Source organism: Streptomyces sp. NPDC085937, assembly GCF_044540535.1.
In the GTDB taxonomy this organism is placed as follows: Bacteria; Actinomycetota; Actinomycetes; order Streptomycetales; family Streptomycetaceae; genus Streptomyces.
The window spans coordinates 753212-777140 of the sequence record NZ_JBITSH010000002.1; the positions used below are offsets into that span (position 1 = coordinate 753212).

At 73.4% G+C, this 23929-nt stretch carries 26 protein-coding genes and 1 pseudogene; 17 read left to right on the top strand and 10 right to left on the bottom strand.

Annotated features, from left to right (window positions below):
• The first annotated feature begins 84 nt into the window (after window positions 1–84).
• Genes ACIF8S_RS06880 through ACIF8S_RS06895 form a run of 4 tightly spaced genes read left to right on the top strand, consistent with a single transcriptional unit; the run spans window position 85 to window position 2768 of the window.
• Window positions 85–510 (top strand): roadblock/LC7 domain-containing protein, encoded by a 426-nt coding sequence (locus ACIF8S_RS06880; RefSeq protein WP_167534603.1) that lies wholly within the window; start codon window positions 85–87, stop codon window positions 508–510.
• On the top strand, window positions 507–866 hold the full coding sequence (locus tag ACIF8S_RS06885) for a DUF742 domain-containing protein (protein ID WP_145825458.1): 360 nt from the start codon (window positions 507–509) through the stop codon (window positions 864–866). The genes ACIF8S_RS06880 and ACIF8S_RS06885 overlap by 4 nt, the downstream gene beginning before the upstream one ends.
• Window positions 847–1461, top strand: coding sequence for a GTP-binding protein (locus tag ACIF8S_RS06890; RefSeq protein WP_399997746.1), 615 nt, complete (start codon window positions 847–849; stop codon window positions 1459–1461). The genes ACIF8S_RS06885 and ACIF8S_RS06890 overlap by 20 nt, the downstream gene beginning before the upstream one ends.
• Window positions 1458–2768, top strand: coding sequence for a cytochrome P450 (locus tag ACIF8S_RS06895; protein WP_399997747.1), 1311 nt, complete (start codon window positions 1458–1460; stop codon window positions 2766–2768). The genes ACIF8S_RS06890 and ACIF8S_RS06895 overlap by 4 nt, the downstream gene beginning before the upstream one ends.
• 423 nt (window positions 2769–3191) lie before the next feature.
• Here the strand turns inward: ACIF8S_RS06895 and ACIF8S_RS06900 are convergent, their stop codons facing one another.
• A complete protein-coding gene (locus ACIF8S_RS06900) occupies window positions 3192–4418 on the bottom strand; it encodes a cytochrome P450 (protein WP_399997748.1) in 1227 nt (408 codons plus the stop codon).
• A gap of 175 nt (window positions 4419–4593) precedes the next feature.
• On the opposite strand from ACIF8S_RS06900, the gene ACIF8S_RS06905 reads away from it, so the two are divergent.
• Together ACIF8S_RS06905 and ACIF8S_RS06910 are read left to right on the top strand one after the other, a co-directional pair.
• Window positions 4594–4884: a hypothetical protein gene (locus tag ACIF8S_RS06905; protein WP_399997750.1), complete on the top strand. Its 291-nt coding sequence runs from the start codon at window positions 4594–4596 to the stop codon at window positions 4882–4884.
• A 105-nt stretch (window positions 4885–4989) separates the two neighbouring features.
• Window positions 4990–5994: an aldo/keto reductase gene (locus ACIF8S_RS06910; protein WP_399997751.1), complete on the top strand. Its 1005-nt coding sequence runs from the start codon at window positions 4990–4992 to the stop codon at window positions 5992–5994.
• A gap of 240 nt (window positions 5995–6234) precedes the next feature.
• Here ACIF8S_RS06910 and ACIF8S_RS06915 read toward each other — a convergent pair whose 3' ends face one another.
• The gene (locus tag ACIF8S_RS06915) at window positions 6235–7014 is read right to left on the bottom strand and encodes an SDR family oxidoreductase (RefSeq protein ID WP_399997752.1); all 780 of its coding nucleotides are present in this window, start codon (window positions 7012–7014) and stop codon (window positions 6235–6237) included.
• Window positions 7015–7152: 138 nt separating this feature from the next.
• Here ACIF8S_RS06915 and ACIF8S_RS06920 point away from each other — a divergent pair, with 138 nt between their 5' ends.
• On the top strand, window positions 7153–8823 hold the full coding sequence (locus ACIF8S_RS06920) for an alkaline phosphatase D family protein (RefSeq protein WP_399997754.1): 1671 nt from the start codon (window positions 7153–7155) through the stop codon (window positions 8821–8823).
• Here ACIF8S_RS06920 and ACIF8S_RS06925 read toward each other — a convergent pair.
• Window positions 8810–9883: a Gfo/Idh/MocA family protein gene (locus ACIF8S_RS06925; protein WP_399997756.1), complete on the bottom strand. Its 1074-nt coding sequence runs from the start codon at window positions 9881–9883 to the stop codon at window positions 8810–8812. The genes ACIF8S_RS06920 and ACIF8S_RS06925 overlap by 14 nt on opposite strands.
• Before the next feature lie 145 nt (window positions 9884–10028).
• Here ACIF8S_RS06925 and ACIF8S_RS06930 point away from each other — a divergent pair, with 145 nt between their 5' ends.
• From ACIF8S_RS06930 to ACIF8S_RS06950, 5 genes are all read left to right on the top strand, one after another.
• The gene (locus ACIF8S_RS06930) at window positions 10029–11372 is read left to right on the top strand and encodes a multidrug effflux MFS transporter (RefSeq protein WP_399997758.1); all 1344 of its coding nucleotides are present in this window, start codon (window positions 10029–10031) and stop codon (window positions 11370–11372) included.
• Window positions 11333–12502: a serine hydrolase domain-containing protein gene (locus ACIF8S_RS06935; RefSeq protein ID WP_399997760.1), complete on the top strand. Its 1170-nt coding sequence runs from the start codon at window positions 11333–11335 to the stop codon at window positions 12500–12502. The genes ACIF8S_RS06930 and ACIF8S_RS06935 overlap by 40 nt, the downstream gene beginning before the upstream one ends.
• 51 nt (window positions 12503–12553) lie before the next feature.
• Complete coding sequence (locus ACIF8S_RS06940; protein WP_399997761.1) at window positions 12554–12961, top strand: hypothetical protein; 408 nt, start codon at window positions 12554–12556, stop codon at window positions 12959–12961.
• Between the two features lie 97 nt (window positions 12962–13058).
• Window positions 13059–14114: a small ribosomal subunit Rsm22 family protein gene (locus ACIF8S_RS06945; protein ID WP_399997763.1), complete on the top strand. Its 1056-nt coding sequence runs from the start codon at window positions 13059–13061 to the stop codon at window positions 14112–14114.
• A gap of 12 nt (window positions 14115–14126) precedes the next feature.
• Window positions 14127–14744 (top strand): TetR/AcrR family transcriptional regulator, encoded by a 618-nt coding sequence (locus ACIF8S_RS06950; RefSeq protein ID WP_399997764.1) that lies wholly within the window; start codon window positions 14127–14129, stop codon window positions 14742–14744.
• A 68-nt stretch (window positions 14745–14812) separates the two neighbouring features.
• Here the strand turns inward: ACIF8S_RS06950 and ACIF8S_RS06955 are convergent, their stop codons facing one another.
• Complete coding sequence (locus tag ACIF8S_RS06955) at window positions 14813–15694, bottom strand: glycerophosphodiester phosphodiesterase (RefSeq protein ID WP_399997766.1); 882 nt, start codon at window positions 15692–15694, stop codon at window positions 14813–14815.
• A 239-nt stretch (window positions 15695–15933) separates the two neighbouring features.
• On the opposite strand from ACIF8S_RS06955, the gene ACIF8S_RS06960 reads away from it, so the two are divergent.
• Window positions 15934–16668: a bifunctional DNA primase/polymerase gene (locus ACIF8S_RS06960; protein ID WP_399997767.1), complete on the top strand. Its 735-nt coding sequence runs from the start codon at window positions 15934–15936 to the stop codon at window positions 16666–16668.
• A 43-nt stretch (window positions 16669–16711) separates the two neighbouring features.
• Here the strand turns inward: ACIF8S_RS06960 and ACIF8S_RS06965 are convergent, their stop codons facing one another.
• The 3 genes and pseudogenes from ACIF8S_RS06965 to ACIF8S_RS06975 form a co-directional block, all read right to left on the bottom strand.
• Window positions 16712–17713: a hypothetical protein gene (locus tag ACIF8S_RS06965; RefSeq protein ID WP_399997769.1), complete on the bottom strand. Its 1002-nt coding sequence runs from the start codon at window positions 17711–17713 to the stop codon at window positions 16712–16714.
• A pseudogene (locus tag ACIF8S_RS06970) lies at window positions 17688–17810 on the bottom strand (iron transporter); the annotation flags it as partial. The pseudogene ACIF8S_RS06970 and the gene ACIF8S_RS06965, both read right to left, overlap by 26 nt.
• A 34-nt stretch (window positions 17811–17844) precedes the next feature.
• Window positions 17845–19011 (bottom strand): serine hydrolase domain-containing protein, encoded by a 1167-nt coding sequence (locus tag ACIF8S_RS06975; protein WP_399997771.1) that lies wholly within the window; start codon window positions 19009–19011, stop codon window positions 17845–17847.
• A gap of 213 nt (window positions 19012–19224) precedes the next feature.
• On the opposite strand from ACIF8S_RS06975, the gene ACIF8S_RS06980 reads away from it, so the two are divergent.
• The gene (locus ACIF8S_RS06980) at window positions 19225–19869 is read left to right on the top strand and encodes a PhzF family phenazine biosynthesis protein (protein WP_399997772.1); all 645 of its coding nucleotides are present in this window, start codon (window positions 19225–19227) and stop codon (window positions 19867–19869) included.
• Window positions 19870–19963: 94 nt separating this feature from the next.
• Here the strand turns inward: ACIF8S_RS06980 and ACIF8S_RS06985 are convergent, their stop codons facing one another.
• Both ACIF8S_RS06985 and map read right to left on the bottom strand, forming a co-directional pair.
• The gene (locus ACIF8S_RS06985) at window positions 19964–20611 is read right to left on the bottom strand and encodes a heme oxygenase (biliverdin-producing) (RefSeq protein ID WP_399997773.1); all 648 of its coding nucleotides are present in this window, start codon (window positions 20609–20611) and stop codon (window positions 19964–19966) included.
• Between the two features lie 161 nt (window positions 20612–20772).
• Window positions 20773–21630: a type I methionyl aminopeptidase gene (map, locus tag ACIF8S_RS06990; RefSeq protein ID WP_399997774.1), complete on the bottom strand. Its 858-nt coding sequence runs from the start codon at window positions 21628–21630 to the stop codon at window positions 20773–20775.
• A gap of 59 nt (window positions 21631–21689) precedes the next feature.
• Here map and ACIF8S_RS06995 point away from each other — a divergent pair, with 59 nt between their 5' ends.
• A complete protein-coding gene (locus ACIF8S_RS06995; RefSeq protein WP_024882719.1) occupies window positions 21690–21917 on the top strand; it encodes a hypothetical protein in 228 nt (75 codons plus the stop codon).
• Between the two features lie 12 nt (window positions 21918–21929).
• Here the strand turns inward: ACIF8S_RS06995 and ACIF8S_RS07000 are convergent, their stop codons facing one another.
• Window positions 21930–22532: a hypothetical protein gene (locus ACIF8S_RS07000; RefSeq protein WP_399997775.1), complete on the bottom strand. Its 603-nt coding sequence runs from the start codon at window positions 22530–22532 to the stop codon at window positions 21930–21932.
• 155 nt (window positions 22533–22687) lie between these two features.
• On the opposite strand from ACIF8S_RS07000, the gene npdG reads away from it, so the two are divergent.
• Window positions 22688–23401 (top strand): NADPH-dependent F420 reductase, encoded by a 714-nt coding sequence (gene npdG, locus ACIF8S_RS07005; protein WP_399997776.1) that lies wholly within the window; start codon window positions 22688–22690, stop codon window positions 23399–23401.
• Between the two features lie 55 nt (window positions 23402–23456).
• Window positions 23457–23645, top strand: coding sequence for a hypothetical protein (locus ACIF8S_RS07010; RefSeq protein ID WP_399997778.1), 189 nt, complete (start codon window positions 23457–23459; stop codon window positions 23643–23645).
• Window positions 23646–23929: the final 284 nt, after the last annotated feature.

Here is a 23929-nt window from a genome sequence, read left to right on the forward strand (position 1 = left end):
GGCGCCCCTTCCCGCTCGAGCACGTGAGATAGGAGGAACGGGCCGGTGACCGGTCATCCGGACACCACCGTCCCAACACCCACCATGCAGACCACGACCACCGACAACAGCCTCAACTGGCTCCTGCAGGGTCTCCTGGAGCGGACCCCCGGCGCACGCCACGCCCTGGTCCTGTCCCGGGACGGCCTCAAGCTCTGCTGGAGCGAGCACCTGACCCTCGACCTGGCCGACCACCTCTCGGCGATCTGCTCCGGCATCCAGGCCCTCGCCCAGGGCGCCTCCATGGAGTTCGGCGACGGCACCGGCGGCGTACGGCAGTCGATGACGGAGTTCCACGGCGGCCTGCTGTTCATCGTGGAGGCCGGCGAGGGGGCGCACCTCGCCGTCGTCGCCGGGGAGGACGCCGACCCCGGCGTGGTCGGCCACCAGATGACGGAACTGGTCGAGCAGATCGGCGAGCACCTGCGCGCCGAACCGCGAACCGGATCCGCGGGGAGCGGCACCTCGTGACCCCACGCAAACCCGTCGACACGGGCGACCCGGACCGTCTCTACACCGTCACCGGCGGACGCAGCCGCGCCGACGAGTCCTTCGACCTGGTCACCCTGATCGTCAGCGAGAGCGCGCCGACGCCCGGGATGCAGTCCGAGCACGCCCGGATCCTGGAGCTGTGCGCCCACCCGGTCGCCGTCGTCGAGATCGCCGCGGAACTCGGGCTGCCGATCACGGTCGTTCGCATCCTGCTCGGCGACCTGCTGGACACCGGGCGCATCACCGCCCGTCACCCGCGCGCGGCGGCGTCCGTCGCCTCCCTGCCCGATTCCGCCCTACTCCAAGAGGTTCTCCATGGACTCCGCAACCTCTGAGCTGCCCACCCACCGCACACCGCTGAGAGACACGGCGGAGACGGGTCTGAAGATCGTCGTCGTGGGCGGGTTCGGCGTGGGCAAGACGACCCTGGTCCGCTCGGTGAGCGAGATCCGGCCGCTCAACACCGAGGAGGTGATGACGCAGGCCGGTGTGGGCGTCGACGAGACCGACGGGGTGGCCGCGAAGACCACCACCACGGTCGCCTTCGACTTCGGGCGGATCAGCCTCAACGACCGCATGGTGCTGTACCTGTTCGGCGCGCCCGGGCAGGAACGCTTCTGGTTCCTGTGGGACCGGCTGTTCTCCGGCACCCTGGGCGCCGTGGTCCTCGTGGACACGCGCCGGATGGACGACTCCTGGTACGCCATCGACCGGCTGGAGCACCACGGCACGCCGTTCGTGGTGGCCGTCAACCGGTTCGACGACGACGCCCGGTACTCCCTGGACGAGATACGCCAGGCGCTCGCCCTCCCCGCGCACGTGCCGATGGTCGACTGCGACGCCCGGGTCCGGGCCTCCGGCAAGGACGTGCTGATCACCCTCGTGAACCACCTCCACGACCTGGCCACCGCCAAGGAGGCGACACCGTGACCGATCAGGCCGATCCCTTCGCGCACCCGGCCCGCCCCGGTGAGGAGCCGCCGCCGGGCTGCCCCGCGCACGCCGGCGCGGCGCTGCCGACGGGGCAGCACGCCGGCGCGGTGCCGCTCGCGGGGCTGGAGTACCAGCAGTCGCCGTCGGAGCTGTACCGCGCCCTGCGCCGGGAACACGGGCCCGTCGCACCGGTGCTGCTCGACGGCGGCATCCCGGCCTGGCTGGTGCTGGGCTACACCGAGGTCACCTACGTGACCAGCCACGACGAGCTGTTCGCGCGGGACTCGCGGCGCTGGAACCAGTGGGCGCACATCCCGCAGGACTGGCCGCTGCTGCCCTTCGTCGGCTACCAGCCGTCGGTGCTGTTCACCGAGGGCGAGGAGCACCGGCGGCGGGCCGGGGTGATCACCGAGGCGCTGGAGGGGATCGACCAGTTCGAGCTGTCCCACGAGTGCCTGCTGATCGCCGACGACCTCATCGCCCGGTTCGCGGGCAGCGGCCAGGCGGAGCTGATGGCCGACTACGTGCACGCCCTGCCGATGCGCACGGTCGTGCAGATGTGCGGGATGCCGGCCACCGGTGAGGACACCCGCCGGCTCGTCGACGACCTGCGGATCTCTCTGGACGCGGGGGAGGGCGACGACCCGGTCGCGGCGTACGCGCGCGTGGGTGAACGGCTGCGGCAGCTGGTGAAGGAGAAGCGGGCCGTTCCCGGCGCCGACGTCACCTCGCGGATGCTGACGCACCCGGCGGGCCTGACGGACGAGGAGGTCGTCCAGGACCTGATCTCCGTGATCGCTGCGGCCCAGCAGCCGACGGCCAACTGGATCTGCAACACCCTGCGGCTGCTGCTCACGGACGAACGCTTCGCCGTGAACGTCTCGGGCGGCCGGCTCAGCGTCGGCGAGGCGCTCAACGAGGTGCTGTGGCTGGACACCCCGACGCAGAACTTCATCGGGCGCTGGGCGGTACGGGACGTCCAGCTGGGCGGGCGGCAGATAAGGGCCGGCGACTGCCTGGTGCTGGGGCTCGCGGCGGCCAACACCGACCCGCAGATCTGGCCCGAGGGACACGTGGGCGCGGAGAACGCGGCGCACCTGTCCTTCAGCAACGGCGAACACCGCTGCCCGTACCCGGCCCCGCTGCTCGCGGACGTCATGGCGCGCACGGCGGTCGAGACGCTGCTGGAACGCCTGCCGGACCTGGTCCTGGCCGTCGAACCGGAGGAACTGGTGTGGCGGCCGTCGATCTGGATGCGGGGACTGCTGGACCTGCCGGTGCGGTTCACACCGGTGGTGCAGTAGGGCTCCGCCGGCGGGCGGGTTCGGGAGCCGGGGGCGCTGCCCCGCCCCCGCGGGCGGACACCGGCGGGGCGCTGCCCCGCGGGTGGCCCGGAGCCGCGGGATCCGGCCGGGGCGGACCCGGTCGGTACGGGCTCTGGCCGGGGCGACCCGGTGCGGGGGAACTGTGCCGGGACGCCCTGGTACGGCGGGATCCGGCCGGGGCGGACGGGTCCGGTACGGGGCCAGCCGGTGCGGTGCTCGGCCGGGACGGCCTGCTGCGGCGGAGCTTGGTCGGGACGGCCCGTTGCGGCCGGTCTCGGCCGGGGTGGGCCCGGCCGAGAGGAACTCGGCCCGTACGGGATCCGGCCTGGACGGGCCCGGCCGGTGCGGGAGCCGGTCGGGGCGAGGTGGCGCGTACGGCAGTGACGACGTGGCCGGTACCGGTCAGCCGGCCACCGGCGTGAACCGGACCGGGAGGCTCTGCGGCCCGCGGGTGAACACACCCTGCTCGGCCGGCTGGAACCCCTCGGCGAGCCGTACGTCCGGCATGGCGTCGAGGAGCTGGCCGACGCCGATCTCCACCTCCGCCTTCGCCAGCAGCGCGCCGACGCAGAAGTGCCGGCCGAGCGCGAAGGCCAGATGGTCGGCGGCGGCCGAGAACGCCTTGGTGGTGGTCAGGTCGTCGCGGAAGATGTCGAACCGGTCGGGGTCGGCGTAACGGCGCTCGTCGCGGTTGGCCGCGCCTATCAGGCAGGTGACGGTGGCGCCGGCGGGCACGGTGCCGCCGCTGAGCGTCACCTCCGTCGCGGACTGCCGCATGATCATGTGCACGGGCGGGGTGAACCGCAGGGTCTCGGCGAAGGCGCGCGGTATCAGCGAGTGGTCGGCGCGGACGGCGGCGAGCTGGTCGGGGTGGGCGAGCAGGTTCGCGAAGATGCCGGCGATGGCCTTGTCGGTGGTCTCGCCGCCGGCGGCGAGCAGCAGGCTGCAGAACGCCTTGATGTCCTCGTCGCTCATCCGCACGCCGTCGACCTCGGCGCTGCACAGCACGGACAACAGGTCGTCGCCCGGCTTCTCCCGGCGCTCACGGATGATCGGCAGCATGTACTCGGCGAACTCCACCCGGGTCCGCTCGCCGGCCGCCGTGACCTCGGCGTCGCCCGACAGGTTGCCGAGGAAGGCTATGACGGCGGTGTACCAGCGGTGGAAGCGGGGGTGGTCGGCCTTGTCGAGGCCCAGCATGTCGGCGATGACGTTGACCGGGAAACGGGTGGCGTAGTCGTCGACCAGGTCGGCGGAGCCCTTGTGGCGGAAGGCGTCGATCAGCTCACGGGAGTTGCGCTCGATGACCGGCAGGAACTTCTGCTCCAGGTCGCTGCCGCGGAAGGCGGGCGCGACCAGTGCCCGGCGGACGGCGTGCTCACGGCCGCTGAGCTGCAGGATCGTCTTGCCGTGCACGGGCTCGAGCTGCCAGGCGTAGTTGTCGGTGGTGAACTCACCGGCCTTGTCCTTGAAGACCCGCTCGACGTCCTCGTACCGCGAGACGATGTAGCTCTTGGTCGCCTCGTGCCAGAGGAGGGGGGCGGTCTCCCGCATCGCGCGGTAGGCGGGGTAGGGGTCGGCGGCGAACTCGGGCGAGAGGATGTCGGGCACCTGCTGGGCGGTGGACATGGGGCTCCCTGCGATCGTATTTCGTGTACTGCACAAGGTTATTGATCATCTGTCAGCAGCGACAGACCGCCCGTTGACCGGATCTGCTTGAACACTGAACCGTCCGAAAATCGCCCCTGCCGACGCTCGCCGCCTGCCACCGCCGGGCCCGCCCGACGAGGGACTGTTCGCCGAGGTGGACGCACTCGTCGCACGGGCGGAGCAGGCAGCGGACGGACTTCCCACCGCTGAAGGCGATGCCGAAGCCGCCGCGGACCTGACCGAGCAGGAGCGGCGGGAGGTCGAGGAGGCCTGGCACTCGTCCAGGGCCGGGACCGGCAGGGCCGTCGGCCGGGGCACGCACGCCTGGGTCGCGCTGACGGCGGCCCGGCACGGCAGCGCGGTGATCTTCACGACGGACCCGCATCACATCCGGGCCCGCCTGGCGGTCCTCGCGCCGAAGCACGTGCACGTGGTTGCCGTCTGATGGCCGGGGCCCCGCCACGTTCGCGCTCCGTGAGAAGGCCGGGAGGCCCTCACTCCCGACGACCCCCTTGCCCTCGCGCGCACTCCAACTCCTACCGTCCCCGGTATGGAGTTCACACGCACACTGGGACGTAGCGGTATCGAGGTGAGTGCGCTCGGGTTCGGGTGCTGGGCCATCGGCGGAGAGTGGGGGGACGGTGCCGGGCAGCCACTCGGGTGGGGGAAGGTCGACGACGAGGAGTCGGTGCGGGCGATCCACCGCGCCCTCGACCTGGGCGTCACCTTCTTCGACACCGCCGACGTCTACGGGACCGGGCACAGCGAGCGCGTACTCGGGCGGGCGCTCGGCTCGCGGCGGGACGACGTCGTCGTCGCCACGAAGTGGGGCAACCTCTTCGACCCCGACACCCGCACCACCTCCGGCACCGACGACTCCCCGGAACACCTGCGCCGGGCCCTGACCGCCTCCCTGCGCCGGCTCGGCACCGACCACGTCGACCTCTACCAGCTGCACATCGCCGACGCCGACCCCGAGCGCGCCGTCCGACTGCGTGACGCGTGCGAGGAGTTGGTGGGGGAGGGGCTGATCCGGGCGTACGCCTGGAGCACCGACGACCCCGCGCGGGCCGCGGTGTTCGCCGAGGGGCCGCACTGTGCCGCCGTGCAGCACGCGCTCAACGTCCTCCAGGACGCCCCCGAGATGCTGCGGCTGTGCGAGAAGACCGACCTCGCGTCCGTCAATCGCAGCCCCCTCGCCATGGGTCTGCTGACCGGCAAGCACAGGAGCGGCCGGCCGCTGGAGGCCGGGGACATCCGCAGCCGTCCGCCCGCCTGGCTGCCCGGCTTCGGCGACGGCAGCGGCGCCGACCCGCAGTGGCTGGCCCGCGTCGACGCGGTGAGGGAGATCCTCACCAGCGGTGGCCGCACCCTCGCCCAGGGCGCCCTGGCCTGGCTGTGGGCGCGCAGCGCGCGCACCGTGCCCATCCCTGGCTTCCGGTCGGTCGCCCAGGCCGAGGAGAACGCCGGTGCGCTCGCCAAGGGGCCGCTGAGCGAGCAGCAGATGGCGGAGGTGGAGCGCGTCCTCCAACGACAAGCGGAAGGGGCCGCGTAAGACGTGCGGCAGCCGTTCCACCCGCCGGTGTGCACCCGCGGTCCCGCGCGGGCCCACCCCCAGCCGGCGGTGTGGAACGGCTGCCGCCTCCCCCCTGGATGTGGTCTGACGGAAGAACGCTGCCTCAACTGTGAAGCTTTGGTGCAGAGAAGTTGAGCATAGGTTCTCCACCGGCCGCAATGGGGCGGATGCGTTAATTCCGGTTGTGGGGATCAGCGCACGCCGGCCGCGCGGAGCGGCTCACCCCCGCCCCACGTACGGCATCGCCGTCGCCAGCACCGTCGCGAACTGCACGTTCGCCTCCAGCGGCAGCTCCGCCATGTGCCGCATCGTCCGCGCCACGTCCGCCACATCCATCACCGGCTCCGGCGCGACCTCCCCGTTCGCCTGCAACGCACCCGTCTCCATGTGCTCCGTCATGTCCGTCGCCGCGTTGCCGATGTCGATCTGGCCCACCGCGATCCGGTACGGACGCCCGTCCAGCGACAGGGACTTGGTCAGACCGGTCAACGCGTGTTTGGTGGCCGTGTAGGCGACCGACCGCGGGCGCGGGACGTGCGCCGAGACCGAGCCGTTGTTGATGATCCGGCCGCCCTGCGGCGCCTGCTCCTTCATCTGCCGGTACGCCGCCTGCGCGCACAGGAACGCCCCGTTGAGGTTGGTGTCCACCACGTGCCGCCACGCCTCGTACGGCAGCTCCTCCACCGGCACCCCGCCCGGGCCGAACGTCCCGGCGTTGTTGAACAGCAGGTCCACCCGGCCGAACCGGTCCACCGTGGCGGCGAACAGCGCCTCCACGTCCCCGGGTCGTGACACGTCCGCCGGGACCACCAGAGCCCGCCCGCCGTCCCGGCCCGACGACGCCCCCGCCGTCTCCTGAAGTGCCTCCGCGCGGCGCCCCGCCAGCGCCACCGACCAGCCCGCGCCCAGCAGTTCACGCGTCACCGCGCGCCCGATGCCGGATCCGGCCCCGGTGACCACCGCGACCCCGGCCCGTCCGTCCGTTTCCTTGGCGTTCATGGCACCGCAGCGTAGGCGAGGGTTCGCCATACGGACCTCATGCGACCGTCATCCGGATGCTGTGTACGCGACAACGCCGCGTCGTCCCCGGCCACTGCAATTCCTTCCGCACCCACAGGCCCGCCAGGGGAGGAACCGATGACGCAGGAACCGATGACACAAGGACCGACGGCACCCGAGGCCCGCCCGCCCCACGCGCCGGAACTCCGCGCCGCCGCACGCCACATCGGCCGCCGCCGCTTCCTGACCGTCACCGGCGCCGCCGCCGCGCTGGCCTTCGCCGTCGGCGTGCCCGGCGCGGGCACCGCGGCCGCCGCCGAACTGGACACCGCGCGGATCACCGACGATCCCTTCACGCTCGGCGTCGCCTCCGGCGACCCGCACCCCGACTCGGTGCTGCTGTGGACCCGCCTCGCGCCCGCGCCGTACCAGGCGGACGGCGGGCTGCCCGCGCGCCGCGTCACCGTCGAGTGGGAGCTCGCCCTCGACGCCCGCTTCCGCAGCGTCGTCAGACGCGGCAAGGCCGACGCCCACCCGGAGTTCCACCACACCGTGCACGTCGAGGTGGGCGGGCTCGCCCCCGGCCGCGTCTACCACTACCGCTTCCGCGCCGGCCGCTTCGTCAGCCCCGCGGGCCGCACCCGCACCGCGCCCGCCCCCCGCAGCCGCGCCGACGGGCTCACCTTCGGCATCGTCTCCTGCCAGCGCTACGACCAGGGCTACTACACCGCCTACCGGCACCTCGCCCAAGAGGACGTGGACGTCGTCTTCCACCTCGGCGACTACCTCTACGAGTACGCCGTGAACGACGCCGGCGGCTCCCGCGCCTACCCGGCCGGCACCCTGCCCTCCGGCCTGTTCAACCGGGAGACCGTCACGCTGGAGGACTACCGGCTGCGGTACGCCCTCTACAAGTCCGACCCCGACCTCAGGGCCGCGCACGCCGCGCACCCCTTCGTCGTCACCTGGGACGACCACGAGACCGAGAACAACTACGCCGACGACACCCCCGAGAACAGCGTCCCGCCGGAGGAGTTCCTGCTGCGCCGGGCCGCCGCCTACCGGGCCTACTGGGAGAACATGCCGCTGCGCCGGCCCCAGCTCCCCGACGGCCCCGACCTGAAGCTGTACCGCCGGCTGCACTGGGGCCGGCTCGCCCAGTTCGACGTGCTCGACACCCGCCAGTACCGCTCCAACCAGGCGTACGGCGACGGCTGGCAGTTCCCCGGGCCCGAGTCCGAGGACCCCTCGCGCACCCTGACCGGCGCCGCCCAGGAGCGCTGGCTGATCGACGGCTGGCGCCGGTCCGACGCGGTGTGGAACGTCGTACCGCAGCAGGTCACCTTCGCCCAGCGGCTGGACACCCCCACCCCGCCGGCCAAGGTCTCCATGGACTCCTGGGACGGCTACCCGGCCTCCCGCGAGCGCGTCCTGGCCGGCGCGCGGGCCGCCGGCGTCGAGAACCTGATGGTCCTCACCGGCGACGTGCACGTCCACTACGGCTTCGACATCAAGCGGGACTTCGCCGATCCCGGCTCGAAGACCGTGGGTACCGAGATCGTCACCTCCTCGGTCACCAGCGGTGGCAACGGTTCGGCGAAGCCCGCCAACTGGGAGACCATGACGGCCGCCAACCCGCACATGCGCTTCTACAACGGCCTGCGCGGCTACACGACCGTCACCCTCGGCCGGGAGCGGGCGCGCGCCGACTTCAAGACGGTCTCCCACGTCACCACGCAGGGCGCGCCGCTCACCACCGCCGCCTCCTTCGTCACGGAGGCGGGGGAGCCGGGGCTCAAGCCGGCGTGACCGCCGCGCCGCCGGCCACCACTCCGTCGGCCGGCACCACTCCGTCGGGCACCGTGCCGTCGGCCGCCTCGCCCGGGTAGCGGACGCCGACGCGGTCCCGGATCGCGTCGAGCGTCCGCATCACGGCGAGGGTGCCGTCCAGCGGGACCACCGGCGACTCCGTCTCGCCGGCCCGCAGCGCCCGCATCACCTCCGCGGCCTCGTGCTTGAGGCTGGCGCGGGGGCCGTGGAGCGGGTCGGCCGTGAACTCCTCGGCGTCCTGTCCCTCCCGGTGCAGCACGAACCGCTCCGGGAAGAAGAAGCCGTCCGGGATGTCGATCCGCCCCTTCGACCCGGTGATCGACGCGGAGGTGGCCGTACCGCCCACGATGGAGCAGTGCACCGAGGCGAGGGCGCCGTTCTCCCAGGAGAGCAGCGCCCCCGTCTGGAGGTCCACCCCCTCCTTTGAGAGCATCGCGCGCGCCGTGAGGTCCGACGGCTCCCCGAGCAGCAGCTGGGCGAACGACACCGGGTACACCCCGAGGTCCAGCAGCGCGCCGCCGCCGAGCGCCGGGTCGCGCAGCCGGTGGGTGGCCGGGAAGGGGCCCGCCAGGCCGAAGTCCGCCTGCACGTGGCGCACTTCGCCGATCGCGCCGTCGTCCACCAACGCCTTGAGGCGCCGCACCATGGGATGGCAGTACATCCACATGGCCTCCATCAGGAAGCGCCCGCCGTCCCGCGCCAGCGCGACCAGTTCGGCGGCCTCCGTGGCGTTCAGCGTGAACGGCTTCTCGCACAGCACGTGATGCCCGGCCTCCAGCATCAGCCCGGCCGCCGCGCGGTGCGCGGAGTGGGGCGTGGCGACGTACACGACGTCCAGCTCGTCGTCGGCCGCGAGCGTGTCCCAGTCGCCGTACGCGCGCGGTATGCCGAACCGTTCGGCGAACGCCTCGGCCGACTCCGTCGAGCGGGACGCCACCGCCGCGACCTCGGCGTCGGGCATGTCCACCAGGTCCGCCGCGAACGTCGCCGCCATGCCGCCGGTCGCCAGGATCCCCCAGCGCACCTTCTGCTCTGTCATTCGTCCCACCCTGTTCGTGTGTTCCCTCAACGCTTCGCCCTGGGGCTGTGGCGTGGAAGCGCTCCCATGGCATCGTCGTCGACGCCGAGCACTGCGTACGAGCTGAGAGCATAGGTAGCCGATGGCAGGGAAAGGGAGGGGTCACATGCCCGAGGGTGGGGCGTCCATATCCGAATCGACCGAAAGCGGGGCATCGGGGGGCCCGGTGGTGGAGGCCGGCGCCCACGGCACGCCGGCGGCCACGCCGGAACGGCGCGACGCGGTCGCGGTGCCGCGTACCGGCTTGCTGGTCACGTTCATCCTCGGCGGCCTGACCGCCGTGACGCCGTTGGCGATGGACATGTACCTCCCCGCTCTGCCGGAGGTCACCCGGTCCCTGCACGCACCCGCCGCGACCGTCCAGCTCACCCTCACCGCCTGCCTGGCCGGCATGGCGCTGGGGCAGCTCGTGGTCGGGCCGATGAGCGACCGCTGGGGCCGCCGCCGGCCCCTGCTCGTCGGGCTCGCCCTCTACGTCGTGGCCACCGCGCTGTGCGCCTTCGCGCCGACCGTCGAACTCCTCGTCGCCTGCCGGCTGGCCCAAGGGCTCGCGGGAGCGGCCGGCATCGTCATCGCGCGGGCGGTCGCCCGGGACCTGTACGACGGGGTGGCCCTGGCCCGCTTCTTCTCGACCCTGATGCTGATCTCCGGGATGGCCCCGATCATGGCGCCGCTCATCGGCGGCCAGGTCCTGCGGTTCACGGACTGGCGGGGCGTGTTCGTCGTCCTCACCGTCGCGGGGGTGCTCCTGACGGTTCTCGTCTGGACCAGGCTGCCCGAGACGCTGGCTCCCTCCGACCGGCACGGCGGCGGCTTCGGCGAGACCCTCGGCGCGATGCGCCGGCTCCTCGCCGACCGGGCCTTCACCGGCTACATGCTCGCCGGCGGCTTCGCCTTCGCGTCCCTCTTCGCGTACGTCTCCGCCTCGCCGTTCGTCATGCAGGAGATCTACGGCGCCTCCCCGCAGGCCTTCAGCCTGCTGTTCGGGCTCAACTCGATCGGCCTGATGATCATGGGCCAGGTCAACGGGAAGATCCTGGTCGGCCGGGTCCGGCTGGACAAGGTGCTCGGCATCGGACTCGCCGTCGTGATCGCCGCCGCCACCGCGCTGCTGCTGATGTCGCTGGGCGTGTTCGGCGAGGTGGGCCTGGTGCCGGTCGCCGCGGCGCTGTTCGTGCTGATGTCGTCCATGGGCATCGTCATGCCCAACACCCAGACGCTGCCGCTGATGCGGGCCCGGCAGGCGGCCGGCTCCGCGTCCGCGCTGCTCGGCACGACGTCCTTCCTCATCGGCGCGATGGCCTCCCCGCTGGTCGGGATCGCCGGTGAGGACACGGCCGTCCCGATGGCCGTCGTCCAGCTGGCCTCCGCCCTGGTGGCGACGGCCTGCTTCCTGGGAATGTGCCGTCCGTGGAAGAACGGGACGAGCGAGAAGGGCGGGGGCGTCTGAGCGCGCCGCGACTGCGCCGGGGCAGCCCGCAGCGGGCCGGGCTCGACGCCGGGGAGCTGCGGCGTCTGGTCCAGGAGGTCCGCGCCCGCACCGACGGTGCGCGGCCCTGGGCGGCGGGCGCGGTGGTGGTCGTCGGCCGCGGCCCGGTGATCGCCGTCGAGGAGGCGGCCGGCTGGGCGGTGCGCCACGCCGGTTACGACGGGAGGGCGGGCGCGCCCGTCGAGCTGCCGCCGGAGCAGCGGGTGGCGATGACCGTGGACACCCCGTTCGACCTGGCCTCGGTCACCAAGCTGTTCACCTCGGTGGTCGCCGTGCAGCAGATCGAGCGGGGGGCGCTGGGCCTGGACGCCCGCGTCGGCACGTACCTGCCGGACTTCACGGCGGCGGCACGGCACGGCATCACCGTGCGCCAGCTGCTCACCCACACCTCCGGGCTGCGCCCCGAACTCCCCCTGTACGACTGCGCCGACGACGCGGAACGCCTGGCGCTGCTGCGCGCGGAGCGGCCGGTCGGCGTGCCCGGCACGTACCTCTACTCCGACCTCAACATGCTGCTGCTCCAGCACGTCCTGGAACGGATCACCGGCCGCACCCTCGACGTCCTGGTGCGCGAGGGCATCACCCGGCCTCTCGGCATGAACGCGACCGGCTTCGGCCCGTGTCCGTCCGCGGCGGCGACCGAGGACCAGCGCCGGCCCTGGGCCAAGGCGGACCGGGGGATGCTGCGGGGCGAGGTGCACGACGAGAACGCCTGGGCGCTGGGCGGGGTCGCCGGTCACGCCGGACTCTTCTCCACCGCGGGCGATTTGGCGGTCTTCTGCCGCACCCTTTTGGCGGGCGGGGCCTACGGGCCCGCCCGGATCCTCGGCCCCGACCACGTGGACCTGATGCTCCGGGCCCCCGGCCTCGGCTTCGCCGTGGACGAGCCCTGGTTCATGGGCGCCCTCGCGGGACGCGGCGCGGCGGGGCACTCCGGCTTCACCGGCACCTCCCTGGTCCTGGACCGCGCCACGGACACCTTCGTGGTCCTCCTCGCCAACACGGTCCACCCCCGCCGCCCGACCCCACCCGACAGCACCCCCCGCGCAGCCGCGGCGACCAGGGTCGCGCGGGCACTGCGGGGGAGGTGAGGGGGCGGCCGGGGACCGGGCGTCCAGGCCGTGTGCTGTTTGAATGCCCCGGTGATCGGATTCGTGTGCGTCCTGGTGGCCGGTGCTCTGACGGCCTGGGTGGTGCGGGGGACGATACGGCGCCGCGACGGGCGTGCCGCCCGGGGCGAGGTGATCGAGGTGCCGTGCATGCTGCGGCACCCCGCCCGAGCACGGCGCTGGCTGCGAGGGCGGATGGCGGTCGGCCCGTCCACGCTCGCGTGGACATCCCGCACGCGGGCCGGCGCCAGGCTGGACCCGCCGACCGCGCTGCGGCAGGTCGGTACGCGGGGGCCGACGTGGCGCGAAGGGGTGCTGAGGGTGAACCCTCGGGCCATGATCGTCGTGTGCGAGTCCTCCGTGGGCGTCGTCGAGATCGCCGTGATGCCGCACGACGTGGGCCACGTGCTCCTCGCCCTGGAGAGGCACGCGGCGGAATAGGGGCGCCGGAGGGCCGCCGGGGCGGTGGATGCCGGGTGTCGGGTGCTCGTGACGGAGCGAGGTGTTCCGCCCCCGCCCGTCCTCGTAGAATCGCCGGGTGAACGCCCCCGCACCGCTGCAGACCGCCGACTCCCTGCGTGCCGCCCTCGCCGGGCTGCTGGACGGGATTCCGGCGCGGCAGGCCGCGCAGGCCGTCGAGCGGCTGATCGCCCACTACCGGGGCGCCACCCCCACCGACACCCCCATCCTGCGCGACCGCGCCGACGTGGCCGCCTACGCCGCCTACCGCATGCCCGCCACCTTCGAGGCCGTGCGGTCGGCGCTGCGCGCGTTCGCCGCCGCCGTGCCCGGGTGGACGCCCGGGGACCACGTCGACATCGGCGGCGGCACCGGCGCGGCCGCCTGGGCGGTGGGGGCGACCTGGGACGGGGAGCGCCCCGTGACCGTGCTCGACTGGGCCGGGCCCGCGCTCGACCTCGGCCGTGAACTGGCCGCGGGACACCGCACCCTGCACGGCGCCCGCTGGGAGCGCGCCCGGATCGGACCGGCGCTCACCCTCGGGCCGACCGACCTCGTGACCGTCTCCTACGTGCTCAACGAGCTCACCGCGCCCGACCGGGCCGCCCTGGTCGACGCCGCCGCCGCTGCCGCGCGGGCCGTGGTGATCGTCGAGCCCGGCACCCCGGACGGCTACGGCCGGATGATCGAGGCCCGCGACCGCCTGGTCGCCGCCGGGTTCCACGTGGCCGCGCCCTGCCCGCACAGCGCCGCCTGCCCCATCGTGCCCGGCACCGACTGGTGCCACTTCTCGGCCCGGGTCAGCCGCTCCTCGCTGCACCGCCAGATCAAGGGCGGCACCCTCCCTTACGAGGACGAGAAGTTCAGCTACGTCGCGGCGACCCGGGACCCGGTCGCCCCGGCCCTCTCCCGCGTCGTCCGCAAGCCGCAGATCCGCAAGGGCCAGGTCCTCCTCGACCTGTGCGAGACGGACCCGTCCCTGCGCCGCACCACGGTCACCAAACGCCACGGCGACCTCTACCGGGCGGCCCGCGACACCGACTGGGGCGACCCCTGGCCCCCGGCGCCGTCACCGTCCGCCCAGGACCAGCCGACGCCGCCCCCTCCGGCGAGACGTGGCGTCTTGTCAGGCTGATAAATTCGCGTCATGGCCCAGAACCAGTCCGCCCCCGACACCACGCGCCGCAGCGAGCGCTCCCGGCGCGCGATCTACGACGCCGCCCTCGCCCTCGTCGCCGAGGTGGGATACCCGAAGACCACCATCGAGGGCATCGCCTCCCGCGCCGGTGTCGGCAAGCAGACCATCTACCGCTGGTGGCCGTCGAAGGCGGACGTGCTGCTCGAGGCGTTCCTGGACCTGAGCGACCAGGCCGCCGAGGCTGCCGGGCAGGCGCCGTACGCCATCCCGGACACCGGCGACCTCGCCGCCGACCTCAAGAACGTTTTGCGGGCCACCGTCGACGAGCTGCGCGACCCCGCCTTCGAGGCCCCCTCCCGCGCCCTGGCCGCCGAGGGCCTCGTCAACGAGGAACTCGGCCGGCGCTTCGTCGCCAAGCTGCTCGAACCGCAGCTCCAGCTCTACGTCGACCGGCTACGGGCCGCCCAGGACGCCGGGGACGTCCGCGCCGACGTCGACCCGCGCATCGCGCTCGAACTCTTCGTCTCGCCCCTCGCCCAGCGCTGGCTGCAGCACACCGGCCCGATCAGCCACCACTACTCCGACACCCTCGTCGACTACGCCCTCAACGGCCTCGCCCCCCGCTGATCCGGCTCCGGGAACGCTGATCCGGCTCCGGGAACGCTGATCCGGCTCATGGAAGAGCCCGGCTCGCCTCAGCGCCCCGTCACCGCGCTCACCGGTCCCGGCACCCGCCCCCGGTACCGGGCCAGCCGTCCCGGCGCGTCCGTGAGGACGCCGTCGCAGCCGAGGGCCAGGGCCCGGTCGCGCTGGGCCGGGGTGACGACGGTGTGCGCCCACACCCGCGGGACGCCCGAGCGCACCGCGCGCCGCAGGTCGTCGTCCCGCGCCCGGATGTCGACGTCGAGCAGGTCGACCCAGGAGCGCCAGCGCTCGGGGCGGTCGCCGCGCATCTGGTCGGCCGAGCGCCACAGCTGCGTCAGCAGACCCGCGCGGTGCACCCGCTCCGCGACCGCCGGGTCGTTGGTGTTGACGAACACCGAGCGGGTCAGACCGCGCGCCCGGAGCATCCCCGCCACCCGGTCGAGCCCGCCCGGGTCCTTCAGCTCCAGCATCAGCACGATCCGCCCGCCCAGCCGGTCCAGCACCTCCTCGACCGTCGGCGGCCGCTCCGGCCGCCAGCTCCCCGGCAGCCGGTCGCGCGGACGCAGCCGTACGCCCTTCCACTCCTCGGCATCCAGCCCGCGCACCTCGCCACCCAGGAAGGTGGTGCGGTTCAGCGTCTCGTCGTGGAAGACCACCGGGGTGCCGTCCCGCAGCACCCGGGTGTCGAAGTCCAGCACCTGCGCCGTACCGCGCCGGTACGCCGCCATCAGCCCCGACATGCTGTTCTCCGGTACCCCCCGCGCCCCGCCCCGGTGGGCGACGTACGTCACCCGGGGCAGCGAGTCCACCGTGAGCGGGCCCTCGCCCCACTCCAGCGGGGGCGGACCGCCGTGCCCCGTGAGCGTCAGCGCGGCCAGGGACACCAGGGACACCAGCGCGGCCGGTGCCGTCGACGCGATCCACGTGACCATGCCGCCACGGTAGGTGCACCGGTCCCGGCAGAGCGTGCAATGACACCCCGTCCGTCCGGCCGCCCGGGTGCCCGGTTCGTCCCGGCGCGCGCATGTCCTGTTCGCCCCACCGGTCATCTCTCGCCCCGACGGGTCACCCTCGTCCCACCTGCGCCGATTGTGGGCTCCGGCCCCCCGATGCGCAGGAACGTGGGACCATGGGGCATGCTGGAGCGCACGACGGCGAGGCGAGGAGATAGATGAGCGCGGAGTTCGGCGGCCGGAGCGGCCGGCAGGGCAAACTCTCCCAGTGGCTGCGCGGACGCCGCCCGAAGCAGGTCCCGGCCGACGGTGACCGTGAGGCCCTGCTGCTCGCCGCCGCCGAGGCGGGACTGCCGCTCGCGCCCGCCGCGCACCCTTCCGGATACCGCTGTTCCTGCGACCGCGTGGGCTGTCCCACCCCCGCCCGGCACCCGGTGTCGTTCGCCTGGCAGACGCAGTCCACCACCGACCGCGGCCAGATCGAGCGCTGGGCCCGCCACCAGCCGCAGGCCAACTTCATCACCGCCACCGGCATGGTGCACGACGTCCTGGACGTCCCCCTCGACGCGGGCCGCGAGGCCCTCGGCCGGCTGGTGGAGGCCGGGGTCGAGGTCGGCCCGGTCGCCGAGAGCGACGACGGCCGCATGCTGTTCTTCACCCTCACCCGCGGTACCCCCGAGGACGAGGACGAGTGGTGGCCCTGCGAGCTGGACTGCCACCCGGAGACCATGGACGAGCATCCCGGACTGCGCTGGCACTGCCGCGGCTCCTACGTCCTGGTGCCGCCGGCCCGCCTGCCCGGCGACGACGACCCGTCGGTGCACTGGGTACGCGGCCCCGAGCATCCGCTCCCCGACCCGCTCAGCCTGCTGGAGTACCTCACGGACGCCTGCGCCCGGTACGCCGGCGAGCACACCGGCCCCGCCGAAGCCGCCTGGCCCCTGCGGCACTGACCCCGCGACCGCGCGTCCCGCACCTCCCGGACCGGGCCCGCCGTCACTCGCCCTTCGCGGCCGTCAGCCCCTGGATCCGCCCCAGGACCTCCACCGGACCGTCCGCCGGGTCCAGCGCCACCTCGTTGGAGACGAACTCCATCGTCAGGGACTGCCGTATCTCCCCGCTGGTCAGCGCCAGCACGTCCTCGTTCGGTGTCGGCACCGACGCCCCCGCCGCCGCCGTCTGCTTCTCGAAGTGCCGGGTGGTGAAGAACACCAGCGCCCCGCCGTCCGCGGTGCGCAGCGCCAGCGGCGCGTAGTCGCCGTTCACCATCGGCTCGTCGATGTACTGCGTGGCCAGACCCGGCCGCACCGACTGCTTCTGCCGGGTGTCCCGCCACCCGCTGGTGTGCGGACCGTCCGCGAAACCGTCCCCGCCGTCCTTCAGATACGTGGCGTACTTCTGGCTCAACTCGCCCGGCGGGACGGCCACGTCGGTGGAGTTCGCGGGGACCGCCTCGGCCCAGCCGTCCTTGTCCGTCTTGAACTCCGGTATGTCCTCCGGGGAGACCAGCGTCAGGAACGCCACCTCCCACGGGTCGGCCAGGGTGTCGCGGGTGAACACCAGCAGCCAGCGGACGTCACCGCCCTTGTTGGCGGCCGTGTCGGCGAGGAACCAGCGCGGCCAGCCCGCCTTCGCGGGGATGGTGAACGTCGCGTCCGTCAGCTCCAGCGGCGCGTGCCGCGGGTTGCCGTCGGGGTGGTTGACCTTGCCCGCCTTCAGCCGCGCCCCGTCGATGTCGGCGAGCGCGCCGGTGGTGCGGTCGGCGTCCAGGGAGGAGTCGTACGCCTTGTCGGCCGCGTTGTAGGCGGCCGTGAACTCCTCGAGCGCCTTGGCCGCTTCGGCGCGGGTGGCGGCCGGGAGCACCTCGCGCTCACCGTGCACCACCACACAGCCGCCCGTCGTCAGCGACAGAGCGGTCACGGACGCCGCGACCAGCACGCGGCGGGGTCCGCGGTGCCCGCGTCCCCGGAGCCTACGAAGGCCGAGATCCCTGCTCATCCGGTTCCTTCACCTTCCCCTTCCCGGAGGCGAACCCTACCGGGGCGCCCGAGGGCGCGGACGCCGGGACCGGGCACAGCGGCCACACCGTGACCTGACCCCGCCCGCCCCGAGGCGCCCGCCGCCCGCTCTCAGCTCTCGAAGGCCGGCAGGGCGAAGCGCCGGACGAGCGGGAAGCCGTCCTCGCGGGCGCTCTTGGCGTTGACCGAGTAGACGACGGTGCGGGACAGGTCCCGGGTGGCCGCCAGCACCGTGTGGTAGCCGGGGCGCGACCCGGTCTTGCCCCAGATCTCCCGGCCGCCGATCACGTACCGCTCAAGGGCCATCCCGTAGGTGGCGCCGTCGACGCGGGGGACGGTGAGCATCTGGTCCAGCAGCGGCCGGGGAACCACCTTGGCGCCGAACAGGCCGAACACCAGGCGCTCCAGGTCGGCGGTGGTGGAGATCATGTCCCCGGCCGCGAAGCGGTCGGACATGTTCCACTCGGTGACGTCGGTGGTCCGGCCGCCGATGTCGGTGTAGGCGCGGTGGTGCGGGCCGTGGACGCGGGGGTCGGGGCCGGCGGGGAACCCGGTGTGCCGCATCCGGAGCGGGCGGAAGACCCGTACGGCGGCCTGGTGTGCGTAGCGGTCGCCGGTCACCTTCTCGATGAGCAGGCCGAGCACGGTGTAGTGGATGTTGCCGTACTCCTGCCGCTCGCCGGGGGCGTGTGCCGGTCCCTGGGCAACGGACGCGGCCACCACCTGCTCCGGGGTGAGGGTCTCGAACCGGTGGGCGTACATCTCCTCGGTCGTCGACCCGAGGCTCGCGCCGGGACGCAGCCCGCTCGTGTAGGTGAGCAGGTGACGCACCGTCGGGGGCTCGGTGAACGACGGCGGGAGCAGACCGGGCAGATAGCGGGTGACGGGGGCGTCGAGATCGAGGCGCTTCTCCGCGACGAGCTGGAGTACCACCGCCGCCGTGACCACCTTGGTGGTCGAGCCTGCCCGGAAGCGCGCGTGCGGCAGTGCCAGGGCCCCGGTGCGCAGGTCCCGGACCCCCGCGCTGCCCGCCCAGCTTCCCTTGCCGCCGACCCGTATCAGGGCGGCGGAGACGTCCCCGTCGGGAACCCCGGCGAGCTCCTGCTCCAGCGCGGTCGGGTCGAACGTGCCGGTCCGGGGCGCGGTGTGCGCGGCCGTTGCGGTCGCCGAGGCGGGCTGTGCGGTGGCCGTCCCGGCGAGGGGGACGAGCAGCAGGGAGGAGACGAGTACGGCCGAGGCGGCCGTGACGCGGACGCGGGCGGTGGTGCGTGAGGTCATGGAAGGGCTCCGATCGCGGCGGTGGGTGCTGCGGACGGGACCATCCTGGTGATCAAGGACGACGGCGGGATCGTACGCGGTGACGAGGGCGGCCCCTGAGTCGTCCCCGACCACCGGCCCGCTCCCTACGGGACATCCCGGGTCCGCGACCCCGAGAGGTGCCGTGGGCGGCCGGGCCGACGGCGGACGCGCGGACGGTGCTTGAATGCCCCCGTGACTGCTTACGACGTGCTGCGTGTCTTCTGCGGCCCCCGCGGCGGATACGGCAACGAGCTCGGTGTCGTCCGGGAGGGCTCGGTCCTGCCCGGACGGGACGAACGCCAGGAGTTCGCCGCCAAACTCGGCTTCAGCGAGACCGTGTTCGTCGACGACCCCGAGCGCGGGGTGATCGACATCTTCACGCCGACCTCGCGCCTGCCCTTCGCGGGCCACCCCTGCGTCGGCACCGCCTGGCTACTCGACGTGCCCGAACTCGTCACGCCCGCCGGGGTCGTGGGCGCCCGGCAGGACGGGGAGTTCTGCTGGATCGAGGCCCGGGCGGAGTGGGTGCCGCCGCGCACCCTGCGGCAGTACGCCACCGCCGCCGAGGTGGACGGGCTGACCCCGCCCCCGAAGGGGGAGTGGATCTACGCCTGGGCCTGGCTGGACGAGCCGGCCGGACGGATCCGGGCCCGCGCCTTCCCCGGCCGGGACGACGGCATCGACGAGGACGAGGCGACGGGCGCCGCGGCGCTGCTGCTCACCGACCGGCTGGGCCGCGCGCTGAACATCACCCAGGGCATGGGCTCCCAGATCCTCACCGCGCCCCAGCCGCACGGCTGGACGGAGGTCGGCGGCCGGGTCCGCCTGGAGCGCTGACACGCCGTCGGGCGGCACCGTCGAGGGTGCCGCCCGGTCACCGGCGTACGGGAGTCCCTGCCCTGGGTGATGCCGGGAAGGGGCCCCGCTCGCCTCACGCGGACAGCGGGAACTCCTCGCCCAGCGCGCGGAAGACCCCCGAGTTGAGGCCGAACGCCCGCTTGCACTCCGCCACGATGCGCTGCTTCTCCAGGTCGTCCACCGGGACCCGGTCCAGCAGCTCGCGGTACTCCCGCTTGAACGCAGCCGGGTTGGAGACGCCCTCGAAGACGTAGAAGCGGACGCCGTCGCCCTTCTTGTCGAATCCCCAGGTCTTCTCCGCCTTGTCGCGGATGATCTGACCGCCGGAGAGGTCGCCCAGGTAACGGGTGTAGTGGTGGGCGATGTATCCCGCGGGCCACTCACGGGCGACCTCGGCGACCCGGTCCGCGTACTCCCGGGTGGCCGGCAGGGCGGTCAGTGTGGTGCGCCAGCCGGGGCCGCGCAGATGCTCCAGGTCCCGCTCCAGGGCGGACAGCCGGAACAGCTCCGGGCGGACGAACGGGCCCGCCACCGGGTCCGACGCCAGGTCCCGCGCACCGGACTCCAGGGCCTCGTACACGAACCAGAGCTGCTCGGTGTAGCGCGCGTAGGCGTCCACGCCCAGCCGGCCGCCCAGCAGATCGGTCATGAAGGTCGAGGTCTCCGCCTCCACGTGCTGCTCGTGCGACGCGGTGCGGATCAGGGTCGAGAAGGAGTCCATGGTCCGATCTTCTTGGTTAGGGTTACCTAAGTCAATGGTATGCCGACATCTTGTCGGGAACTTCCCTCGCCGCGCCCCGGGCAAACGGTCCGGATACGCGAAAGGCCCGCCCTCCCTGAGGAGAGCGGGCCTGCGACGATGCGGCGCGAGCGCGCCGGGCGTCACGGCAGCGTCAGGATGTCCGCCCCGGTGTCCGTGACCACCAGCGTGTGCTCGAACTGGGCCGTGCGCCTGCGGTCCTTCGTGACGACCGTCCAGCCGTCGTCCCACATGTCGTACTCGTGCGTGCCGAGCGTCAGCATCGGCTCGATGGTGAAGGTCATCCCCGGCTGCATGACCGTGGTCGCGTGCGGGCTGTCGTAGTGCGGGACGATCAGGCCCGAGTGGAAGGACGTGTTGATGCCGTGGCCGGTGAAGTCACGGACCACGCCGTAGCCGAACCGCTTCGCGTACGACTCGATCACCCGGCCGATGATGTTGATCTGCCGGCCCGGCCGCACCGCCTTGATCGCACGGTTCAGCGCCTCGCGGGTGCGCTCCACCAGCAGCCGGCTCTCCTCGTCCACGTCACCTACCAGGTACGTGGCGTTGTTGTCGCCGTGCACCCCGCCGATGTACGCGGTCACGTCGAGGTTGACGATGTCGCCGTCGCGCAGCACCGTCGAGTCCGGGATGCCGTGACAGATGACCTCGTTGACCGACGAGCACAGGGACTTGGGGAAGCCGCGGTAGCCGAGCGTCGACGGGTAGGCGCCGTGGTCGCACATGTACTCGTGCGCCACCCGGTCCAGCTCGTCCGTCGTCACGCCGGGCGCGATGAGCTTCGCCGCCTCCTCCATCGCGCGGGCCGCGATCCGGCCGGCGGTCCGCATCGCCTCGACCGTCTCGGGCGTCTGCACCTCCGGGCCGGTGTACGGCGTGGGGGCGGGCTTGCCGACGTACTCGGGACGGCGGATGTTCCCGGGCACGGTGCGGAGGGGGGAGAGCTTCCCCGGTACGAGGAGTGACTGGCCAGACATGCGGCGAGTCTAATTCAGCGGCGATGGGGGACCATCTTCCGTGGCGAGAGGAGCCGGTCATGCCCCTGTTCAAGAAGCGCACGGTCGGAAAACCGGGCGAGTGGTACTACTGCCTGGAGCACAAGAAGGTCGAGGAGGGGCCCGAGTGCCCGGCCAAGGACCGCTTCGGCCCGTACACGAGCCGCGCGGAGGCCGAGCACGCGATGGAGACGGCCCGCGAGCGCAACCTCCAGTGGGAGAACGACCCCGCCTGGCACGACGCGCCCAAGGGCCGGGACGAGGACTGAGCCGGAGGCCCGCTACCAGCGGGTCGGCGGCGGTGCGGTGAGCAGGTCCGCCAGCCGGGACAGCCGGTCCCGGAAGCGGCGCGGGCCCCGGCGGGCGGGCAGGGCGTTCTCCCCGGCCGCCGCGCTCACCAGGTGCTGCACGGTGTCCAGGTCCAGCTCGGAGCCGGCCGGCACGGGCAGCACCTCGTGGGCCATCGCCGGGAGCTCCCCCGCCTCCGGCCCCAGCGACAGCAGCGTCGCCCCCGCCCGCCGCGCGTCGGCCACCCGGTCGAGCAGCGCCCCGGACGGCGCGTCGGGCGCCACCACCAGCAGCGTCTCGCCCCGCCGCGCCGCCTCCAGCCTCCCCAGACCCACGGCCAGGTGGGCCGGGTCCGTGGCGCGCGCGTCGTGCCGGACCAGCGTCGGCGCCAGCTCCGGGGTGCCCGACCAGGCGGCCTCGTCCACCAGGTGCGCCGCCAGATGCCACGGCTCGTAGTCCGGGGTGCCCACGAGCAGCAGCCCGCCGCCGTGCGACACCACCTGCCCGCGCAGCGTCCCCGCGAAGTGCCGGGTCGCGCCCAGCCACTCCGTCCCGGCGAGCACTTCCCTCAGCAGCGCGACCCGTACGGCATCCATGCCGCCGCATCCTGCCCCCAACGGCGTGCCCGCGTCCCGGTGTTCGGCCCTGATTCGCCCGCCTTGGGGACACCGGAGGGCGGTCGCGGCCGGAGCGCCGTGGCGGGCCCCGGACCCGGCCGGTGGGGTGGGCCGTCCGCACGTAGAGTCGGGCCATGACCTCTACCGACAGTGCACAGCAGCCCGCGAAGGCCCCCGCCAAGGACCCCTGGGACCTGCCCGACGTCTCCGGCCTCGTCGTCGGCGTGCTCGGCGGCACCGGACCGCAGGGCAAGGGCCTCGCCTACCGGCTCGCCAAGGCCGGCCAGAAGGTGATCATCGGCTCCCGCGCCGCCGAGCGGGCCCAGGCCGCCGCCGAGGAGATCGGCCATGGTGTCGAGGGCGCCGACAACGCCGAGACCGCCCGGCGCAGCGACGTCGTGATCGTCGCCGTGCCGTGGGACGGCCACGGCAAGACCCTGGAGTCCCTGCGCGAGGAGCTGGCCGGCAAGCTCGTCGTCGACTGCGTCAACCCGCTCGGCTTCGACAAGCAGGGCGCCTACGCGCTGAAGCCGGAGGAGGGCAGCGCCGCCCAGCAGGCCGCCGCGCTGCTGCCGGACTCCCGGGTCACCGCCGCCTTCCACCACCTGTCGGCGGTACTGCTCCAGGACCCCGGGATCGACGAGATCGACACCGACGTGATGGTGCTCGGCGAGGTCCGCTCCGACGTGGAGATCGTCCAGGCGCTGGCCGGGCGCATCCCCGGCATGCGGGGCATCTTCGCCGGGCGCCTGCGCAACGCGCACCAGGTGGAGTCGCTGGTCGCCAACCTGATCTCGGTCAACCGCCGCTACAAGGCGCATGCCGGGCTCCGGGTCACGGACGTATGAGGCGATGGGGGACACTGGAGCGGTAGCAGTGTCCCCCGACAGGAAGTCCCCCGCCATGCCCCGCCTCGCCGTCTACGCCCTCGTCGTGTGCCTCCTCGCCGTCGCCGCGGCCGTCGTCTCCTTCGTGGAGGGCAGCGTGCTCATCGGCATCGTCTGGGTCCTCCTGGCGGGCCTGTCCTCGAACATGACCTGGTACTACGTGAAGCGAGGCCGCGCCTCCGCCGCCACCCCGACCACCGACTGACCCCGCCTCTCCAGGGGCGCGGGGAACTGCGCGACCGGCCCCCGCCGGCCCGCACCCGGCGTACGACAGCCCTCGGCACCCCGGTGGCCGCAAGGCCCACTGCGCGACTCGGCCCCGGTGGCACGACTGCCCGCAGTCGGCGCCTCTCCAGGGGCGCGGGGAACTGCGCGACCGGCCCCCACCGGCTCGCACCCGGCGTACGACAGCCCTCGGCACCCCGGTGGCCGCAAGGCCCACTGCGCGACTCGGCCCCGGTGGCACGACTGCCCGCAGTCGGCGCCTCT

What these genes read in the sequence shown, in the direction of transcription:
- ACIF8S_RS06950 (WP_399997764.1), top strand. Translation starts at nt 14,127, where the DNA reads ATGGCCCAGAACCAGTCCGCCCCCGACACCACGCGCCGCAGCGAGCGC.
- ACIF8S_RS06955 (WP_399997766.1), bottom strand. Translation starts at nt 15,694, where the DNA reads ATGGTCACGTGGATCGCGTCGACGGCACCGGCCGCGCTGGTGTCCCTG.
- ACIF8S_RS06890 (WP_399997746.1), top strand. Translation starts at nt 847, where the DNA reads ATGGACTCCGCAACCTCTGAGCTGCCCACCCACCGCACACCGCTGAGA.
- ACIF8S_RS06975 (WP_399997771.1), bottom strand. Translation starts at nt 19,011, where the DNA reads ATGACCTCACGCACCACCGCCCGCGTCCGCGTCACGGCCGCCTCGGCC.
- ACIF8S_RS06910 (WP_399997751.1), top strand. Translation starts at nt 4,990, where the DNA reads ATGGAGTTCACACGCACACTGGGACGTAGCGGTATCGAGGTGAGTGCG.
- ACIF8S_RS07000 (WP_399997775.1), bottom strand. Translation starts at nt 22,532, where the DNA reads ATGGATGCCGTACGGGTCGCGCTGCTGAGGGAAGTGCTCGCCGGGACG.
- map (WP_399997774.1), bottom strand. Translation starts at nt 21,630, where the DNA reads ATGTCTGGCCAGTCACTCCTCGTACCGGGGAAGCTCTCCCCCCTCCGC.
- ACIF8S_RS06900 (WP_399997748.1), bottom strand. Translation starts at nt 4,418, where the DNA reads ATGTCCACCGCCCAGCAGGTGCCCGACATCCTCTCGCCCGAGTTCGCC.
- ACIF8S_RS06960 (WP_399997767.1), top strand. Translation starts at nt 15,934, where the DNA reads ATGAGCGCGGAGTTCGGCGGCCGGAGCGGCCGGCAGGGCAAACTCTCC.
- ACIF8S_RS06985 (WP_399997773.1), bottom strand. Translation starts at nt 20,611, where the DNA reads ATGGACTCCTTCTCGACCCTGATCCGCACCGCGTCGCACGAGCAGCAC.
- npdG (WP_399997776.1), top strand. Translation starts at nt 22,688, where the DNA reads ATGACCTCTACCGACAGTGCACAGCAGCCCGCGAAGGCCCCCGCCAAG.
- ACIF8S_RS06925 (WP_399997756.1), bottom strand. Translation starts at nt 9,883, where the DNA reads ATGACAGAGCAGAAGGTGCGCTGGGGGATCCTGGCGACCGGCGGCATG.
- ACIF8S_RS06920 (WP_399997754.1), top strand. Translation starts at nt 7,153, where the DNA reads ATGACGCAGGAACCGATGACACAAGGACCGACGGCACCCGAGGCCCGC.
- ACIF8S_RS06965 (WP_399997769.1), bottom strand. Translation starts at nt 17,713, where the DNA reads ATGAGCAGGGATCTCGGCCTTCGTAGGCTCCGGGGACGCGGGCACCGC.
- ACIF8S_RS06930 (WP_399997758.1), top strand. Translation starts at nt 10,029, where the DNA reads ATGCCCGAGGGTGGGGCGTCCATATCCGAATCGACCGAAAGCGGGGCA.
- ACIF8S_RS06995 (WP_024882719.1), top strand. Translation starts at nt 21,690, where the DNA reads ATGCCCCTGTTCAAGAAGCGCACGGTCGGAAAACCGGGCGAGTGGTAC.
- ACIF8S_RS06880 (WP_167534603.1), top strand. Translation starts at nt 85, where the DNA reads ATGCAGACCACGACCACCGACAACAGCCTCAACTGGCTCCTGCAGGGT.
- ACIF8S_RS06915 (WP_399997752.1), bottom strand. Translation starts at nt 7,014, where the DNA reads ATGAACGCCAAGGAAACGGACGGACGGGCCGGGGTCGCGGTGGTCACC.
- ACIF8S_RS07010 (WP_399997778.1), top strand. Translation starts at nt 23,457, where the DNA reads ATGCCCCGCCTCGCCGTCTACGCCCTCGTCGTGTGCCTCCTCGCCGTC.